The organism is Streptomyces venetus (genome assembly GCF_039540295.1).
Lineage (GTDB): Bacteria > Actinomycetota > Actinomycetes > Streptomycetales > Streptomycetaceae > Streptomyces > Streptomyces venetus.
Genome location: NZ_BAABET010000001.1, coordinates 435,520 through 452,146, shown reverse-complemented (window position 1 = coordinate 452,146; position 16,627 = coordinate 435,520). Strand labels below are relative to the sequence as shown.

The 16,627-nt window shown below is 72.9% G+C and carries 13 protein-coding genes and 1 pseudogene; 4 read left to right on the top strand and 10 right to left on the bottom strand.

The features are described from left to right. Positions 1-7: 7 nt before the first annotated feature. The 6 genes and pseudogenes from ABEA82_RS01965 to ABEA82_RS01940 form a co-directional block, all read right to left on the bottom strand. Positions 8-1,213 carry a serine hydrolase domain-containing protein gene (locus ABEA82_RS01965; RefSeq protein WP_345659565.1) on the bottom strand — a complete coding sequence of 402 codons (1,206 nt, stop codon included), beginning with the start codon at positions 1,211-1,213 and terminating at the stop codon, positions 8-10. Further along, on the bottom strand, positions 1,210-1,728 hold the full coding sequence (locus tag ABEA82_RS01960) for an NUDIX hydrolase (protein ID WP_345659564.1): 519 nt from the start codon (positions 1,726-1,728) through the stop codon (positions 1,210-1,212). The genes ABEA82_RS01965 and ABEA82_RS01960 overlap by 4 nt, the downstream gene beginning before the upstream one ends. A gap of 100 nt (positions 1,729-1,828) precedes the next feature. Beyond that, positions 1,829-2,332: an excalibur calcium-binding domain-containing protein gene (locus ABEA82_RS01955; RefSeq protein WP_345659563.1), complete on the bottom strand. Its 504-nt coding sequence runs from the start codon at positions 2,330-2,332 to the stop codon at positions 1,829-1,831. 109 nt (positions 2,333-2,441) lie between these two features. After that, a pseudogene (locus ABEA82_RS01950) lies at positions 2,442-3,598 on the bottom strand (alkaline phosphatase PhoX). A 186-nt stretch (positions 3,599-3,784) separates the two neighbouring features. After that, the gene (locus tag ABEA82_RS01945; RefSeq protein WP_345659562.1) at positions 3,785-5,272 is read right to left on the bottom strand and encodes a sensor histidine kinase; all 1,488 of its coding nucleotides are present in this window, start codon (positions 5,270-5,272) and stop codon (positions 3,785-3,787) included. Continuing rightward, positions 5,269-6,087: a response regulator transcription factor gene (locus tag ABEA82_RS01940; RefSeq protein WP_345659561.1), complete on the bottom strand. Its 819-nt coding sequence runs from the start codon at positions 6,085-6,087 to the stop codon at positions 5,269-5,271. Before ABEA82_RS01940 ends, ABEA82_RS01945 begins: the two co-directional genes overlap by 4 nt. Before the next feature lie 217 nt (positions 6,088-6,304). Between ABEA82_RS01940 and ABEA82_RS01935 the strand changes: the two genes are divergently transcribed. Both ABEA82_RS01935 and ABEA82_RS01930 read left to right on the top strand, forming a co-directional pair. Beyond that, the gene (locus ABEA82_RS01935; RefSeq protein ID WP_345659560.1) at positions 6,305-6,910 is read left to right on the top strand and encodes a carbonic anhydrase; all 606 of its coding nucleotides are present in this window, start codon (positions 6,305-6,307) and stop codon (positions 6,908-6,910) included. 524 nt (positions 6,911-7,434) lie between these two features. Then, on the top strand, positions 7,435-9,294 hold the full coding sequence (locus ABEA82_RS01930) for a SulP family inorganic anion transporter (protein WP_345659559.1): 1,860 nt from the start codon (positions 7,435-7,437) through the stop codon (positions 9,292-9,294). Between the two features lie 76 nt (positions 9,295-9,370). Here ABEA82_RS01930 and ABEA82_RS01925 read toward each other — a convergent pair whose 3' ends face one another. Continuing rightward, complete coding sequence (locus ABEA82_RS01925; RefSeq protein WP_345659558.1) at positions 9,371-9,799, bottom strand: peptidase inhibitor family I36 protein; 429 nt, start codon at positions 9,797-9,799, stop codon at positions 9,371-9,373. Between the two features lie 233 nt (positions 9,800-10,032). On the opposite strand from ABEA82_RS01925, the gene ABEA82_RS01920 reads away from it, so the two are divergent. Together ABEA82_RS01920 and ABEA82_RS01915 are read left to right on the top strand one after the other, a co-directional pair. Further along, entirely contained in the window at positions 10,033-11,298 is a 1,266-nt protein-coding gene (locus ABEA82_RS01920; RefSeq protein WP_345659557.1) for a helix-turn-helix domain-containing protein, read from the top strand. 35 nt (positions 11,299-11,333) lie between these two features. After that, positions 11,334-12,260, top strand: coding sequence for an oxidoreductase (locus tag ABEA82_RS01915; protein ID WP_345659556.1), 927 nt, complete (start codon positions 11,334-11,336; stop codon positions 12,258-12,260). Between the two features lie 89 nt (positions 12,261-12,349). Here the strand turns inward: ABEA82_RS01915 and nirD are convergent, their stop codons facing one another. From nirD to ABEA82_RS01900, 3 genes are read right to left on the bottom strand one after another with little or no spacing between them, the layout of a single operon-like run. Further along, positions 12,350-12,700, bottom strand: coding sequence for a nitrite reductase small subunit NirD (gene nirD / locus ABEA82_RS01910; protein WP_345659555.1), 351 nt, complete (start codon positions 12,698-12,700; stop codon positions 12,350-12,352). Beyond that, positions 12,697-15,303 (bottom strand): nitrite reductase large subunit NirB, encoded by a 2,607-nt coding sequence (nirB, locus tag ABEA82_RS01905; RefSeq protein ID WP_345659554.1) that lies wholly within the window; start codon positions 15,301-15,303, stop codon positions 12,697-12,699. The genes nirD and nirB overlap by 4 nt, the downstream gene beginning before the upstream one ends. Further along, complete coding sequence (locus ABEA82_RS01900; RefSeq protein WP_345659553.1) at positions 15,303-16,520, bottom strand: NAD(P)/FAD-dependent oxidoreductase; 1,218 nt, start codon at positions 16,518-16,520, stop codon at positions 15,303-15,305. Before ABEA82_RS01900 ends, nirB begins: the two co-directional genes overlap by 1 nt. Positions 16,521-16,627: the final 107 nt, after the last annotated feature.

Sequence of the window (16,627 nt, the reverse complement as noted above, 5' to 3'; positions counted from 1 at the left end):
GCGGTGGTCACCGTCGGCACAGAAACCGGTCGATGAGCCCCTGCATGGCCTTCTCCGTGGTGAGGAGCCGGGTGTCGTCGGTGGTGCGGCCGTTGACCGTGAGGACCACCGACCGTTCCCCGTCGGCGGTGAATCCCGTTCTGACGAAGGTGCCTTCCAGGTCGCCGTGATGGCCCCAGCGGCTGCCGCCACAGCTCAGCGGCTGCCGCATCAGGCCGAGGCCGTAGCGCATCCCGGGCGTGAACTGCTGGTGCTCCTCGTTGCTGGGGACGGTGCTGCGCATCGCGGCGAGCTCCCGGGGCGGCAGCAGTTCGCCGGTGAGCAGGGCCGTGAAGAACCGGTCCAGGTCGCGGGAGGTGGAGACCAGCGCGCCGGCGGGGCCCGCCCAGAACATGTTGCGGACGGTGGTGTCGGTGTAGCCGCCGGATCCGGCGAACCGGTGGTAGGTGCGCGCGTAGGGCTCCGGCAGGTGCGGATCGTCCCCGGGGAACCGGGTGCCGCGCAGACCGGCGCGGCGGACGATCCGGTTGTGCACCTCCACGGCCCAGGGGCGTCCCGTCACCCGCTCGATGATGGCGCCCAGGAGGAAGTAGCCGGTGTTGGAGTAGCTCCAGCGGGGCTCGGGGTCGTCGGGGTCGGCCGGAGGGAAGTCGGGGGCGTGTCGCAGCGCGGCGGTGACGAGCTGCTCGGGGCTGATGTGGTCGAACCTGTGCCGCCCGAAGTCCGGGGCCGTCTTCCCCGTCAGCTCGGTGGAGTCGTAGTCGTACAGGCCGCTGGTGTGCTGGAGCAGGTGCCGGACGGTGATGCGGCTGCCGTCGTTGCCGTTGCCCCGGACGCGGCCGGGGAGCCAGTGCTCCACCGTGTCGTTCAGGGACAGCCGCCGCTCGGCGACCAGGTGCAGCACCGTCGCCGCCACGAACGACTTCGTGACGCTGGCGGCCCGGAAGTGCGCGCCCCGCGGCACGGGCCGGCCGGTGCCGAGAACGGCCTCTCCCGCACCCGCCGCGACCGTGTGCCGCCCGTCGCGCACGCGGACGTGCACGCTGACGGACCGGGCGGTCTCCAGGAGCGTGGCGGCCTCGCGCCGCACCTCCTCGGCGGTGACGGGACCCGTGGTGGTACCGGCCGACGGTGTGTGCAGGGCGAGGGACAGCGAGAGGGACAGCGCGAGGGAAGCCAGGACGACCACGGCCCTGCGGCGCGGCGCGGTCACCGGGGCAGTCCTTCCCGCAGGCACACGACGGTCCCGGTCAGCGCGGCGGTGTGCAGGGCGGTGAGCGCGGGCAGCCGGGGCGTCAGCTCGGTGGATCCCAGGTCGGCGAGGGCGAACAGGCCGTCGTCGTCGTGCTCCGCGCTGCGCCGGACGGACAGGGGGGCGGGGAGGCGGCCGCCGTAGAAGTAGAAGTCGATCACCGGGCCCGTGCCCTTCACGTCGGCCCGGTGGTCGTACCCGAGGAACCGGGGCGGGCGGTCGAGCACGATGCCGGTCTCCTCGCACACCTCCCGGCAGGCGGCGCCGACGGGATCCTCCCCGTGGTCGAGCATCCCGCCCGGCAGCCCCCAGAGCCCGGCACCGGGCTGGCCCTCGGCGTAGCGCAGCAACAGGATCCGGTCCTCGGCGTCGAGAAACAGGACGCAGGACGCGACGATGGTCTGCGGCAGCGTCTTGACCCACTCGGCACGCGGCAGCACGGGCTGCGCGTCGGGGGCCGGAACGGTCGTGTCCACGGTGGTGTTCCTTCCGTCGGCCGGGCAGCCCGGTGCGAGCTGCCCAACCGGTGGAACGGCCGGACACGCCGATGGTCACCGGCGCACCGGCGCACCGGGGTCACACGTCGCACGCGACCCCGTCGTTGTCACGGTCCAGGTGGGAGGCGTACCCGGGTTCACCCCGGTGGATCGGGGCGGCGCCGGCGGCGCGGACCTCGCTGCAGTTGCCGTAGTAGACGTCCTGGGAGCCGCCCGAGCCGCTGTCGTCGGAGCCGCCGCCTCCGCCGCCGGCCGCCGGCTGGGCCGTGACCGTGGTGGTGACCCTGACGGTCTTCGTGGCGGTCACGGTGGGAGCGGGCTCCGGCTCCTCGGCGGGCGGGGTCGCGGTGGCCGTGGCCGTCGCGGTGACCGTGACGGTCGGCCGCGGCTCGGCGGACGCGGGCTTCGCGTCGGCGGTGGTCTCCCCGCCGCCGGCGCCTATCCCGATGCCGAGGAACAGGGCCAGCCCCAGCGCGGGCAGTACGTAGCGTTTCCGGGCCCAGCGGGGTGCCGGTCCGCCGGGCCGCGGCATGGGCGGCGCGGGGTACGGGCTGGTGTGCGGGCCGGTGTACGGATTGGTCATGGTCATCCCCCCAGAGGTGGTACGTGGAGGGATGACCGTAGATCCGGGCGGCCCGGGATGAGGGAGGGGTGACCATTTTGTGATGGTCACGTGAAGAACAGACGTGGGGTTACGAGCGGAACGGGCCCGTCACCTCGTACGTGATGCCGCCCGAGGAACTGCCGGTGGTGCCGCGCTGGCTCGAGAAGTACAGGCGGGTGCCGTCCGGGGAGAACGCCGGGCCCGTGATCTCCGAGCCCGACTGGCCGTCGATGCGCAGGAACGAGGCGACGACGTCGTCCGGGGTGATGACGCAGATCTCCATGTTGCCGCCGTCCTCGGCGACGAAGAGGTCACCGGAGGAGGCGCCGGTGATGTTGTCGACGCCGGTGAGGGGAGCCGTGCCGTTGACGAGGGAGTCGTCTAGGCCAGTTCGTACGTGTTGTTCTGCGGATTGACCTGCCAGACGCGGTTGTCGCCCTTGGTCGTGAACCAGACGGTGTCGTTCGCGTAGTGGCAGCCCTCGCCGCCGTTGAAGGACTTCGAGCCCGAGACCTGGGAGCGGGTGGCCGTGGGGGAGCCGTCCGGGTCGGGGACGTCGGCCCAGGTGAAGGAGCCGCTCGTGGCGCTGCCCGCGACCATCACCTGAAGCTTTCCGGACCCCAGGTCGCCCCAGGTGGTCGGCACGAAGCGGTAGAACCGCCCGTTCGTCTCGTCCTCGGTCAGGTAGACCACCTTGCGCACCGGGTCGGCGGCCGCCGCCTCGTGCTTGAAGCGGCCCATCGCGGCGCGCTGCACCGCCGCGTTCGTGCCCCACGGGTCGGTCTCGTAGACGTAGCCGAGGGACACCTCCTCGCAGGACAGCCAGGTGTTCCACGGTGTCTTGCCGCCCGCGCAGTTCTGGCGGGTGTTCGAGAGGATGCGGTACGCGCCGGTGATCGTGCCCGTCGAGGAGAACTTCACCGCGCTCGCGCCGCCCGAGGGGTTGATCTCGGAGTTGGAGACGTAGATCCAGCCCGTGCCGTCGGCGTAACAGGCGCCGCCGTCCGGGGCGTTGTGCCAGGTGTACGACGTGCTGCCGACCTGCTGGCCCGACCGGGCGATCACCCGGCTGGTGAAGCCGCTCGGGAGCCGGATGCCGTTGGCATCGGGGGAGCCCAGCGCCCCGTAGGGGCCGGCGCCCGGCTGGGCGGGGGCCGCGTACGCGGCGCCGCGCCACAGGGTTCCGCCCAGCGCGGCCGTAGTACCGCCGAGGACGGCCGCACGCAGAAGGCTACGACGTTCCACTCTCACTCCAAGGGTGCCGTACCGCCCCGCCGCCGGTCGGCGGCGGGGTTGTGCGTTGGGGGGAGGCGGAAGGAACGCTAGGGGCGCGGGGTTGACGGGCCGTGGACAACTCATGGCCGGGGAGCGGCATGCTGTGTGCCGCCTGTACGTGGCGGCGCGGCCCGTGCCCGCCGGTGTCCGGACGGCCTACGCGGGCAGCGCCGGCGCCTGCTGTCTCGGCCTCCTCGGGCGGTCCCCGCCCGGACCGCCGCCCTCGGCCTGTACCCGCGCCGACGGCAGCCGGATCACCACGTCCAGGCCGCCGGTCGCCGCCGCGCGCAGCGTCGCCTCGCCGCCGCTGGCATGGGCGAGGCGCTGCACCAGGGCCAGTCCGAGTCCCGTGCCGCCCTTGGGGGCGCCCGGGGCGCGCCAGAAGCGGTCGAAGGCGCGGGCCCGCTGCTCCTCCGTCATACCGGGACCCTCGTCGGTGACATGCAGGTCGACCCAGCCGGGGCGGCTGTCGCGCAGGGCGCGACGGGGCGGGGCCAGCACCCGCAGCTCGATCGTGACGGTGCTGCCGGGCGGGGACGCCCGCAGGGCGTTGGAGAGCAGGTTGTCCATGATCTGCTCGACGGCTCCCGGCACCGCGAGCACCGGTCCCACACTCCCCGCGAACAGCGCGAGGGAGACGCCCTCCCGCGCGAACAGCGGCTGCCAGGTGCGGTGCCGCTCCGCGCAGAGCGCGCCCAGATCGACGGTGGCGGGGATCGCCGCGTGCTCCTCCAGCCGGGCCATCGACAGCAGGTGGCCCACCATCCGCGCCAGCCGGTCCGTCTCCGTGACGGCGGCCGTGAGGCTGCCCCGGCCTCGGGCGGCCACGTCCGGCTCCAGGTTCTCCAGGCGCAGCCGCAGTGCCGCGAGCGGCGTCTTCAGCTGGTGCGAGGCCTCGCCCGCGAACGCCCGCTGGGAGGAGAGCAGATGGGCGAGCCGGGCCGCGGTGCGGTTGAACGCGGCGGCCAGGCTGCGTACCTCCGGCGGGCCCTTGGTGATCGTCACCGGGGTGAACCGCCCGCCGCCCTCGGCCAGTTCGTGGGTGGCGTGCTCCAGTTCGCGAATGGGGCGGCCCGCCCAGCGGGCGAAGGCGAAGCCGACCACGGCCACCGCCGTCAGCACGGCCAGTCCGCCCAGGGCGAGCAGCAGCCACACGTGGTGGACGCGCTCGTGCACGGTCCGCGTGGGCACCGTCAGCCACACGGCACCCACCGGCCGCGCCTCCTGGCCGACCGGCGCGGCCACCGACAGGTACTCGACCCCGCCGATCTTCGAGGTGCGCACGTCCACGCTGGAGGTGCCCCGCAGCGCCGCCGCGATCCCCGGCCGGGCGGCCAGGGCGCCGGACATCTCCGGGTCCATCGGGTGCGAGGTGGCGAGCGGCGAGCCGGAGGCGCCGACGATCACCACCTTCCCGCCGATGCGGTGCGCGCAGTGCACCACCCGCGCGGGCAGGTCGCGCTCGGCCCGCCCCGCCGCGAGGGACAGCGCCGCGTACGCCGAGACCGACTCGGCCTCGTCCTTCGCCGCGTTGACCACCCGCTCCCGCTCGCCGCGCGAGTAGACGAAGCCCAGCGGGATCTCCAGGCAGAGCAGCACCAGTGCGGCGAGGCTGAGGTAGCTGAGCAGCAGCCGGCGGGTCACGGGGAGGCCACCTGCGGCGCGTTCGGCCCCGTGTGCACCGACAGTCGGAAACCCACGCCCCGCAGCGTCCGGATCCACGCCGGGTGTCCCAGTTTGCGGCGCAGCGCGGCCACATGGACGTCCAGGGTCTTGGTCGGGCCGTCGTAGTGCGGGTCCCAGACGCGGTCCAGGATCTGCTGGCGCGAGTAGACCGCGCCCGGGTCCTCGCTGAGCAGGGCCAGCAGGTCGAACTCCTTGGGTGTGAGCAGCACGGGCGAGTCACCGACCCAGACCTGACGGGTCCGGCGGTCCACCACGAGCGGGCCCGGGTCGAGCGGGGGATCGGGGGCGGGGTCGTACGACGGTGTGGCAGGGGGGTCGTAGGAGAGGGCCGGGGCCGGTTCGTGGGCGTAGGCCGGGGCGGGCGGTTCGTACGGCGGCTCGGCGGTCTGCGCGGGCTCGGGGAACGCCTGCCGGCCGCGTTGCGTACGGCGGGTCACGGCACGGACCCGGGCCACCAGTTCCCGCACGCTGAAAGGTTTCGCCAGGTAGTCGTCGGCGCCCAGTTCCAGACCCAGTACGCGGTCGGCCTCCTCGCCGCGGGCACTGAGGATGACGATCGGCACGTCCGAGACCTGCCGGATACCGCGGCAGACGTCGATGCCGTCCATGTCCGGCAGCCCCAGGTCGAGCAGGACGACGTCGTTGTACGGGCCTCTCAGGCCGTCCGTGCCCGTGGCGACGTGGTCGACCGTCAGCCCGAAGTGGCCCAGGCCCTCGGTGAGCGGTTCGGCGATCGTCTCGTCGTCTTCGATGAGCAGTACTCGTATGCCCATTCGTCCTGTCTCTCCGTGAGCCGGCATGAATCCGGGCAGCGTGAATTCTCATTCCCTGCCCAGGAGTTCACACGCTACAAGACGACCGTTCGTCTGTATATCCGGGACAAAGAATGTTCAATTCCTGGCCGGGCTCTGGAGTCCGCTTAACCTTCCTCTGTAGGTCGTCCGTCTACGGTGTGGTGCACAGGAAGAACTCGCAGCTCAGGAGGCGGAGTTGAAGGCACTGCTGGACCGCGCCCGTACGTTCAGGACGCGCATCGATTTCGACAGCGGCGAATACCGGAAACTGGCTGAAGGGCAATACCCGGAGGCGCTGTTCATCACTTGCTCGGACTCGCGGGTGATACCCGCACTGATCACGGGTGCGCGGCCCGGAGAGATATTCGAGCTGCGCAACGCAGGAAACATCGTGCCGCCCTACGGACGGCCCGGGGCCTCCGGCGAGGCGGCCACCATCGAGTACGCACTGGAGGTGCTGGGAGTTCAGGACATCGTGGTGTGCGGTCACTCACACTGCGGCGCGATGGGCGCGCTGATGTCCGGCGACGACCTGTCCGCGCTGCCCGGCGTCGACGCCTGGCTCCGCATCGCCCGCCCCGAACTCACCTCCGTCCTGGAGTCGGCTCCCGACGAGCCGTCGCTGCCGGAGGTGTCCCAGGGCAACGTCGTCAACCAGCTGGCGGCCCTGCGGAGTTACCCCGGGGTCCGCCAGCGGCTCGACACGGGACGGCTGCGGCTGCACGGCTGGTACTACGAGATCGACACCGGCTTCGTCTACGAACTCGGCGACGACGGCGACTTCCGGGTGCATGCCGCGTGAGCGGGGCACACGCGCGGGGCCGGGTACGCGGCGGCGGCGCGCCGGACGGCCGGTCGGAGGGGCCGGTGGGGGGTGGCACGGACTGGGGGGCCGCCGGTCCCGGTGGGGGTGATGCCGGCTGGGGGGCGGGTGGTTCCGCCGGCGGCGGTGCGGACTGGAGGGGCGCCGGTTCCGGTGGGGGTGATGCCGGCTGGGGTACGGGCGGTTCCTCAGGGACTGATACCGGCTGGGGGACGGGCGGTTTCTCGGGGAGTGGTGCGGACTGGGGGACGGGTGGTCGCGGGGCGGGAGCGGCGGGTCGGTCGTCGGCGGGGCCCCAGGCGGGGGGCGCGGATTGGGGGCCGGGCGCTTCCTCGGGCGGTGCCACGGACTGGGGGCCGGGCGGTCGCGGCGAGGGCTCCGCGGGATGGGGGTCCACCGGTGGCCACGCGGGGGGTGACGCGGACTGGGGGACCGGAGGCCATGTCGGAGGTGCCGCGGGGCGGCAGGCGACCGGGACGGTGACCGGGCGCCTGGGGAGCCCGATGGGCGGTCCGTACGGGGGCACGGTGGGCGGTCCCCCGGGGCGTGGGACGGGCGGACTCGGGGGTGGACCTCCGGGGCGTGGGGCAGGTGGTCCCGGTGGCGGTCCGGGAGCGGGTGGAGCCGGGTGGCCGGGAGGGGGGCCGGCCGGTGGTGTGCTGGGTGGGCTGCTCGGCCGTGTGACGGGTGGTGCGAAGGGCGCCGGGGGCAAGGGCGGGGCCAAGGGTGACCTGGCCACCGACATCACCGCCTCCCTCGTCGTCTTCCTCGTCGCCCTGCCGCTGTGCATCGGCGTCGCCGTCGCCTCCGGCGTCCCGCCCGAGCTGGGGATCATCTCCGGGGTGATCGGCGGTCTCGTGGTCGGCGTGGTCCGGGGGAGCACGCTCCAGGTCAGCGGACCGGCCGCCGGACTCGCCGCACTCGTCGCGGAGACCGTCGCCGAGGTCGGCGTGGCCATGCTCGGCGTGATCGTGCTGTTCACCGGCGTCCTCCAGATCGTGCTCGGACTGGTGCGACTGGGCCGGATGTTCCAGGCCATCTCGGTCGCCGTCGTCCAGGGCATGCTGGCCGGTATCGGTGTGCCGCTGATGTTCAGCCAGGCCTATCCGATGGCCGACGCCAAGGCCCCCGGCACCGCGCTCGAGAACATGGCCGGGATCCCCGGCCTGCTGGCCGGCATCCTGACCGACCCGCAGGCGCTGATCGCCACCCTGCTCGGTGTCGCCACCATCGTGCTCAGCTTCCTGTGGAAGAAGGTGCCGGGGCCGGCCGGGAAGATACCGGCCGCGCTGGTCGCCGTGGGCATCGGCATCGTGGTCGCCGCCCTGCCCGGCGTGGAGGTGAAGACCCTCCAGGTCGGCAACCTGCTGGCGTCCGTACAGGTGCCGGGGCCGGAGCAGTTCGCCCGGCTCGCGGACGGGGCGATCATCACCGCCATCCTGACCTTCACGGTCATCGCGTCCGCCGAGAGCCTGTTCACCGCGGCCGCCGTGGACCGCATGCACAGCGGCCCGCGTACCCGCTACAACACCGAGCTGATCGCCCAGGGCGCCGGCAACACCGTCGCGGGCATCCTCGGCGCGCTCCCCATCACCGCGGTCGTGGCCCGCAGTTCGGCCAACGTCCAGGCCGGGGCCAAGACCCGGCTCTCCCGCACCCTGCACGGCCTGTGGCTGCTCGCGTTCGCGCTGCTGCTGCCGCAGGTGCTCGCGCTGATCCCGATCTCGGTGCTCGCCGGTGTCCTCGTGCACAGCGGCTGGAAGCTGTTCGCGCCCGCCGAGTTCCCGAAGATGTGGCGGCAGGACAGGGGCGAGTTCGCGGTGATGACGATGACCATGCTGGTGATCGTGGCGACCGCGCTGCTGGAGGGCGTGCTGTTCGGCGTCGCCGCGGGGATCGTGCTGGCCGCGCTGCGCATGTCGCAGACCGTGATCCGTCAGCACGTCGAAGCCGACACGGCGAAGATCGTCATGGCGGGCAACGCCACGTTCCTGCGGCTTCCGCAGGTCATCGAGGCGCTGGAGGCCGCCGCCGCGTCCGGCAAGCAGCGGATCCGGCTCGACCTGACCGGAGTGACCCACCTGGACCACGCCTGCCGCAGCCAGGTCGAGGAGTTCACCGCCCAGCAACGGGGCCTGGGACTGCGGGTGGAACTGCTGATGCCGGGGGAGGCGAAGCCGGCCGGGTCCGCGGCGCCCGGCTTCGAGGCTCCGGCGACGGCGCCTCTGCCCCGGCGCCCGGTCGCCACCACGGAGGAGGAAGCGGCCGAACCCTCCCCCTGGCCCACCGCCGACGCCGAGTGGTTCTACCTCGACACCCGGCCCCTCCCGGAGGAGCACTCGCGCTCGCCCTTCGTGGGCTGACCTCCCCTGGGACATGCCACGGTGGCGTGCACGCCCGAGCAGGCGTGCACGCCACCGCGTTCGTGCCGGGGCCGGTTCAGCCGCAGCTGCCGGAGATCCACTTGTGGGAGCGGACCTTGTACGTACCGGCCAGGTTGCCGCCGTGCTGCTGGCGGGTGCAGCCGATCCGGTCGGAGTAGTCGGTGCCCCGGTAGTACGCGACGCCGGTGGAGCTGCTGGTGCCGGCGTTCCACACCGACTTCACGTTGGTCGTGGCGGCCCAGGAACACCTGATGGAACCGCTCTGCCAGTCCGGGTCGGCCACGTCCCACGAGCACTTGCTGCCCGTGAAGTTGAAGCCGGTCCAGAAGCAGACGTGGCCGGACGCGCAGTCCACCGCGGTCGGCGCGGCCGGGGCTGCCGACGCGGTGCTCGGAACGGCCAGGGCGGTGACGGCCGCCGCGCTGACGGCGAGAACCGCGAGCAGCGGGTTCGTACGGGTGTGCCGGCGTACGGGAAGGCGCATGAGCCTGGTCTCCTCGGAGGTCGTGACCCGGTGGTTCGGACGGCCCGACGCTGGCAAGGCACGACCGGGACGGGCAAGGAGAGCGGGGCCCGCTGGGACGCCGGGATGCCGGGACGCGGCCCAACTGGCGCGTTCCACGACGGTTGGGACGGCCACGGGACGCCTTTGGTGGCACAGTGGCGCTCCGAGGCGCCCGACCAGCGCCCTGTGGGGGTATCCGAGGGGGGAACCCGATGCCTGAGTGCCCGGAAACGGAACGGTTCGCCGCACTGTTGCGTTCGCTGAAGAGCCGGTCCGGCCTGAGCTACGAGGCCCTCGCCAGGAAGTCCGGACTGGCCGGCTCGACGTTGCACCGCTACTGCCGTGGCACCTCGGTGCCCCAGGACTACGGCAGTGTCCACCGGCTCGCCACGGTGTGCGGGGCGACTCCGGAGGAACTGCGCACCCTGCACCGGCTGTGGGCCCTGGCGGACGCGGCGAAGGCGGCCGGAGCGGAAGAGGAGACGGTGCAGACGGCACCGGAAGCCGAAGCGAGGGCACCCGGAGCCGAAGGGAGGAGACCCGGAGCCGAAGAGCGGAGACCGGGAGCCGAAGCGAGGAGACCCGGAGCCCGGGAAGCGGGTGCGGACCCGGCACCTGACCGGCCCACGGAGCCGGAAGCCGCCGGCGCGCCCGACCGGGCCACGGAGCCGGAAGCCACCGCCGCGACCGACCGGCCCGCCGAGCCGGACGGCACCGCCGCGCCCGACCGGCCCGATGCCCAGGGTGACGCCCGCCCCGACGCCCGGTCGCACCGACGCCGGCTCCGCGCCGCCGTCGTCGCCGCCGTGCTCCTCGCCACCGTCGGCGTCGCCACCTGGACGCTGTCGAACGGCCGGGCGTCGTCGAACAGCGACGGCAGCGGGCACGGCGGCGGGCACGGCACCGGGGACAGCCGCCCCCTGTTCTCGGCCGGCTGCCCGACCACCATCGCCATGGGCGAGCACGACGCGTGCGTGAAGGAGGTCCAGCGGCTCCTGCACACCAAGGGCGCGGACATCGACGTCGACGGGGACTTCGGGCCGCAGACCCTGCGCCGGGTCACCGCCTTCCAGGTGCTCGCGGGACTCCAGCCCAACGGGGTCGTCGAGGAGCCCACCAAGAAGGCGCTGTACACCTCACGGGTGCGGATGACCGTGTGGCCGGAGAAGAAGGTGCGGCAGCGGGTCCGCGAGGTGTTCCCCGAGGCGCCGGACAAGGCGGTGGCCATCGCCGACTGCCAGTCCTTCCTCGACCCGCTGCACATCCTGCCCAACACCAACGGCACCCGGAACTGGGGCCTGTTCCAGATCTCCGACGCCCGGTTGCGCGACCTCGGCGGCACCCCGCGCCAGGCCCTGGACCCGGAGTGGAACATCCAGGCGGCGCGGAAGCTGTGGAGCAAGGAGCGCGACTTCGGGGACTGGCCGCACTGCGCCCGGGCCGCCGGGGCCACACCGTCGCCCGGTCACTCCTCGTAGGCTGGTCGTCGTCGCCACCGTGGAGGGAGGCCGTCATGCCGGGCTGGACCACGCAGGACATCCCCGACCAGAGCGGCCGCGTCGCCGTCGTCACCGGCGCGAACAGCGGGCTCGGGTTCGTCACGGCGCGGGAGCTGGCGCGCAAGGGGGCGCGGGTGGTGCTCGCGTGCCGGAGCGAGGCCCGCGGGAACGCGGCCGTGGACCGGCTCCGGGCGGAGCTGCCGCGGGCCCGGGTCGAGCTGGGGCGGCTCGACCTCGGGGACCTGGCCTCCGTGCGCGACTTCGCGGCCGGTTTCCCGTACGAGCGGCTGGACGTGCTCGTCGACAACGCCGGGGTGATGGCGCTGCCGTACGGCCGTACGGCGGACGGCTTCGAGACGCAGTTCGGGACCAACCACCTGGGGCACTTCGCGCTCACCGGCCTGCTGCTGCCCGCACTGCTCGCGGCACCGGGAGCGCGGGTCGTGGCCGTCTCCAGCCCGGCGCACGCGCTGGCCAACATCGATATCGAGGACCTCAACGGTGAGCGGCGTTACCGGCGCTGGATCGCCTACGCCCGCTCCAAGACGGCGAACCTGCTGTTCGTCCACGAGCTGGCGCGCAGGGCGGCGGCGCACGGCAGCGACCTGGTGGCGGCCGCGGCGCACCCCGGGTACGCCGCGACCAACCTCCAGACGGCCGGGCCGCGCGCGGAGGGCCGCCGGGCCGCCGAGCGGTTCATGTCGATCGGCAACCGGATCTTCGCGCAGTCGGCCGAGGCGGGCGCCGTGCCCGTCCTGTACGCCGCGACGGAACCGGGCGTACGGCCGGACTCCTTCACCGGCCCGTCCTTCGCGATGTGGCGCGGCGCGCCCGCACCGTCCTGGCGAGCGCCCTGGACCCTCAGTGACACGGCCGGGGAACGGCTGTGGGCCGCGTCGGAGGAGCTGACCGGGGTGACGTACGGAGCTTGGAAGGCGTAACGCTCACAGGGGTACGGCCACCGCGTCGAACGTGGTCTCGAAACAGAAGAGACACCCCTCCGGAAGAGGGGTGTCTCAGCCCGGCACTCCTACGCGGCGCGCACCTGGTACGCCGTCACACGTACCTCCTCGTCGTCCAGGCACTGCCCGGACGCCAGGTCGAAGCGCTGCTTGAGCAGTGGGGAGGCGACGAACGGGCGGCCCTGGTGGGTGCCCGTCAGGCCGCGGGAGAGGACGGCCGCGCCGGTGAAGGGGTCGCGGTTGTCGATGGCGAACAGTTCGCCGGAGCGGTCGCGGAAGATCGCGGCCTGGTGGCCGTTCGGCAGCAGTGCCGCCACCCCGCGGCCCGGGAGCAGCGTGCTCAGGTCGCAGACCGTGAACCAGTCCCCGTCCAGGGCGAGTTCGATCTTCAGCTCGGTGGTCTCGGGTGCCAGGGTCATCGCTGGGTGCTTCCTTCCAGAACGTCGGCGGGTCGCATACCGATGGACAGCAGCGGCAGGTCGGGCTTCATCTGGTCGCGCTCGGGCACGAAGGCGACGACCGGGTCCGGGGTGTCCGGGGCGTTCACGAAGGACACGAACCGGGCGAGCTTCTCGGGGTCGTTGATGGTCTCGGCCCACTCGTCGCGGTAGTGCGCGACGTGGTCCCGCATCAGCTTCTCCAGCTCGTCGCAGATGCCGAGCGAGTCGTGGACGACGACGTCCCGCACGTGGTCGAGGCCGCCGGGGATCCGCTCCAGCCAGGTCGACGTGCGCTCCAGGCGGTCGGCCGTACGGATGTAGAACATCAGGAACCGGTCGATCAGCCGGACCAGTTCGGCGTCGGACAGGTCCTGGGCGAGCAGGTCCGCGTGGCGGGGCGTGGCGCCGCCGTTGCCGCCGACGTACAGGTTCCAGCCGTTGGCGGTGGCGATCACGCCGAAGTCCTTCGACTGGGCCTCCGCGCACTCGCGCTGGCAGCCCGAGACCGCCGACTTGAGCTTGTGCGGCGAGCGCAGGCCGCGGTAGCGCAGCTCCAGGTCGATCGCCATACGGACCGAGTCCTGCACGCCGTAGCGGCACCAGGTCTGCCCGACGCAGGACTTCACCGTGCGCAGCGACTTGCCGTAGGCGTGGCCGGACTCGAAGCCGGCGTCGACCAGCCGGGCCCAGATCAAGGGCAGCTGCTCGACGCGGGCGCCGAACATGTCGATCCGCTGACCGCCGGTGATCTTCGTGTAGAGACCGAAGTCGCGGGCGATCTCGCCGATCACGATCAGCTTCTCCGGGGCGATCTCGCCGCCGGGGATGCGCGGCACGACCGAGTACGAGCCGTTCTTCTGGAGGTTCGCCAGGAAGTGGTCGTTGGTGTCCTGAAGGGCCGCCTGCTCGCCGTCCAGGACGTAGCCGCTCGCGCCGATCGCCGGGGCGAGGGAGGCGATGATCGAGCCGACGGCCGGCTTGCAGACCTCGCAGCCGTCACCGCCCCGGGCCTCCTCGCGGCCGTGCCGGTCCAGCAGTTCCTGATAGCTGTTGACGCGCAGGGCGAGGACGATCTCGTAGAGCTCCTCGCGGGTCTGCGCGAAGCAGCCGCACAGGCCCTTGTCGACCTCGATGCCGCTCGCCTCCAGCTCGGCGTTGACGAGCTGGCCGAGGACCTTGACGCAGGAGCCGCAGCCGGTGCCGGCCTTGGTGCACTTCTTCACCTCGGGCACGGTCGTGCACTGGTGGTCGGTGACCGCGCCGCGGATGGTGCCCTTGGAGACGTTGTGGCAGGAGCAGATGACCGCGTCGTCCGGCAGCGCCGACGGGCCGAGCTGGACGGACTCCCCGGCCCCGGCCGGCAGCACGAGCGACTCGGGTGAGACCGGCGGGACCGAGCCGGTGAAGGCCTTCAGCGTGCCGTAGGCCTCCGCGTCACCGACCAGGATGCCGCCGAGCAGCGTCCCGTCGCGGCCGATGACCAGCTTCTTGTACAGACCCGCGCGGGAGTCGGAGTAGACGACGTCCAGGCAGTCCTCGGCGGTGCCGTGCGCGTCGCCGAAGGACGCCACGTCCACGCCGAGCAGCTTCAGCTTGGTGGAGAGGTCGGCGCCGGTGAAGGACGCCTCGTCGGAGGCGATCGTCGCCGCCGCCGTCTCCGCCTGCTCGTAGCCCGGGGCCACCAGGCCGTAGACCCGGCCGTCGGCGGCCAGCGCGCACTCGCCGATCGCGAACACGTGCGGGTCGGCGACCGTACGGCACTGCTCGTCGACGGTGATGCCGCCGCGCTCGCCGACGTTAAGACCGCAGTCCCGGGCGAGCTGGTCGCGGGGCCGGACACCGGCGCTGAACACCACCATGTCGGTGGCGAGTTCGGAGCCGTCGGACAGCTTCATGCCGGTCACGGCGCCGTCCTCGCCGACCACGATCTCCTGGGTGCCCACACCCGTGTGGACGCTCAGGCCCATCTCCTCGATGGTGCGCAGCAGGGCGGCGCCGCCGCCGTCGTCCACCTGGACGGGCATCAGCCGGGGCGCGAACTCCACGATGTGGGAGGTGAGTCCGAGGCCTTTCAGCGCCCCCGCGGCCTCCAGGCCGAGCAGACCGCCGCCGACCACGGCACCCACCGTGGCCTTCGACTTGGCGTACTCCTCGATCGCGAGCAGGTCCTCGATCGTGCGGTAGACGAAACAGCCCTCGGCGTCCTTGTTCGGGACGGGCGGCACGAACGGGTACGAGCCGGTGGCGAGGACGAGCGTGTCGTACTCGAAGACCTCACCGGACCGGGCGGTGACCTTCTTCGCCTCGCGGTCGACGGAGACCGCCGGGTCGCCCACGTACAGCTCGATGCCGTGGTCCTTGATGAACTCCATGTCCGTCATGGACAGGTCGTCCGGCGTCTTGCCCGAGAAGTACGACGTGAGGGCGACGCGGTCGTAGGCCGGACGCGGCTCCTCGCAGAGCACGACCACGCGGTGCGTGGCGGTCAGGCCGCGCTCGGCGAGCGCTTCGAGGAAGCGCTGGCCGACCATGCCGTGGCCGACGAGCACGATCGTGGGGGTGGCCCCCAGGGTGGCCGTCATCAGGAGCCTCCATCGTTGGTGAGCAGGTGGAGCAGCGGGCCGCCGTCGGAGGGGAGCGGCTCTGCTCCCTCCCAGGCGCGGGCGAGCGCGCCGACGGTGCCGAGTTCGCCGACGAGGACCCCGCCGACCAGCCGGTCGTCGCGGACGACGACCTTGCGGTAGGTGCCGCGGGTGGCGTCGGCGAGCTGGACGACGTCGTCGCCCGGGAGCGCCTCGGTCTCGCCGAACGCGGCGAGGTCGAAGGGGCTGTCGTGCCCGTTCAGGGTGAGCCGGGTCAGCGAGCGGGTGCCGGTGTAGCGGGCGTCGGCGTCACCGGCGAGCAGCTCGGCGAGCGCGTCGGCCTGTTCGAGTGCCGGAGCGGCGAGGCCGTACACGACCCCGTCGTGCTGGGCGCAGTCGCCGATCGCGTGGATGTAGGGGTCGGACGTGCGCAGCTCGTCGTCGACGACGACGCCCTTGCGGACGTCGAGGCCGGCGGTCTGGGCGAGCCCCACCCGGGGGCGGACGCCGCAGGAGACGACGACCAGGTCCGCGTCGAGCGCGTACCGGTCGGCCATCTCCACGGAGCGGACGGCGCCGCCGACGCAGCGCACGTCCCGCACGCGGCACTCGGTGTGCACCTCGACGCCCAGGTCGGTCAGATGCCGCTTGACGAGCTTCGAGGCGGCCGGGTCGAGCTGGCGCTCCATCAGCCGCTCGGACTGCTGGGCGAGGACGACCTGGGCGCCGCGCAGCGCGAGCGCGCGGGCCGCGGAGACCCCGAGGAGCCCGCCGCCGATGACGACCGCCCGCGCCCCCGGCCGGACCGCCTTGGACAGGCCGAGGCAGTCGTCCATGGTCCGGAAGGCGTGGACGCCCTCGGGCAGGACGTGGTCGGGGGTGAACAGTCCGCGCAGCGGCGGCAGAACGGGGTTGGATCCGGTGGCCAGGACGAGCCGGTCGTATGCGATCACCGTGCCGTCGGCGCAGGTGACGGTCCGCCCGTCGCGGTCGATGCCGGTGACCCGCCCGCGCCGCAGCTCCGCGGGGGCCGGCAGGGCGATCACCTCGGGGCCGTACCGTCCGGCCAGCACCTCGGCGAGCAGCACCCGGTTGTACGGCCGGTGCTCCTCCTCGCCGATCAGCGACGCGGGCGTGCCGAGCTCACCGAGCCGCCGGGCGAGCCGTACGCCCGCGAGGCCGGTGCCGATCACCACCACACGCTCATTCGAGGTCATGTCCTTGAGCGTGCGGTGCCGGTGTTACCCGGCAGCATCACGTCTGTTTCCCACGGGGAACGCTGCCCTCAGCGGGAGCGGGGGCCGGGTGTGAGGGTTCCCAGGGT

Bases quoted from the DNA above. Each gene is read 5' to 3' on its own strand.
- ABEA82_RS01920 (WP_345659557.1), top strand. From the start codon at position 10,033: ATGCCTGAGTGCCCGGAAACGGAACGGTTCGCCGCACTGTTGCGTTCG.
- nirB (WP_345659554.1), bottom strand. From the start codon at position 15,303: ATGACGGCCACCCTGGGGGCCACCCCCACGATCGTGCTCGTCGGCCAC.
- ABEA82_RS01955 (WP_345659563.1), bottom strand. From the start codon at position 2,332: ATGACCAATCCGTACACCGGCCCGCACACCAGCCCGTACCCCGCGCCG.
- nirD (WP_345659555.1), bottom strand. From the start codon at position 12,700: ATGACCCTGGCACCCGAGACCACCGAGCTGAAGATCGAACTCGCCCTG.
- ABEA82_RS01925 (WP_345659558.1), bottom strand. From the start codon at position 9,799: ATGCGCCTTCCCGTACGCCGGCACACCCGTACGAACCCGCTGCTCGCG.
- ABEA82_RS01930 (WP_345659559.1), top strand. From the start codon at position 7,435: ATGGGCGGTCCGTACGGGGGCACGGTGGGCGGTCCCCCGGGGCGTGGG.
- ABEA82_RS01940 (WP_345659561.1), bottom strand. From the start codon at position 6,087: ATGGGCATACGAGTACTGCTCATCGAAGACGACGAGACGATCGCCGAA.
- ABEA82_RS01915 (WP_345659556.1), top strand. From the start codon at position 11,334: ATGCCGGGCTGGACCACGCAGGACATCCCCGACCAGAGCGGCCGCGTC.
- ABEA82_RS01900 (WP_345659553.1), bottom strand. From the start codon at position 16,520: ATGACCTCGAATGAGCGTGTGGTGGTGATCGGCACCGGCCTCGCGGGC.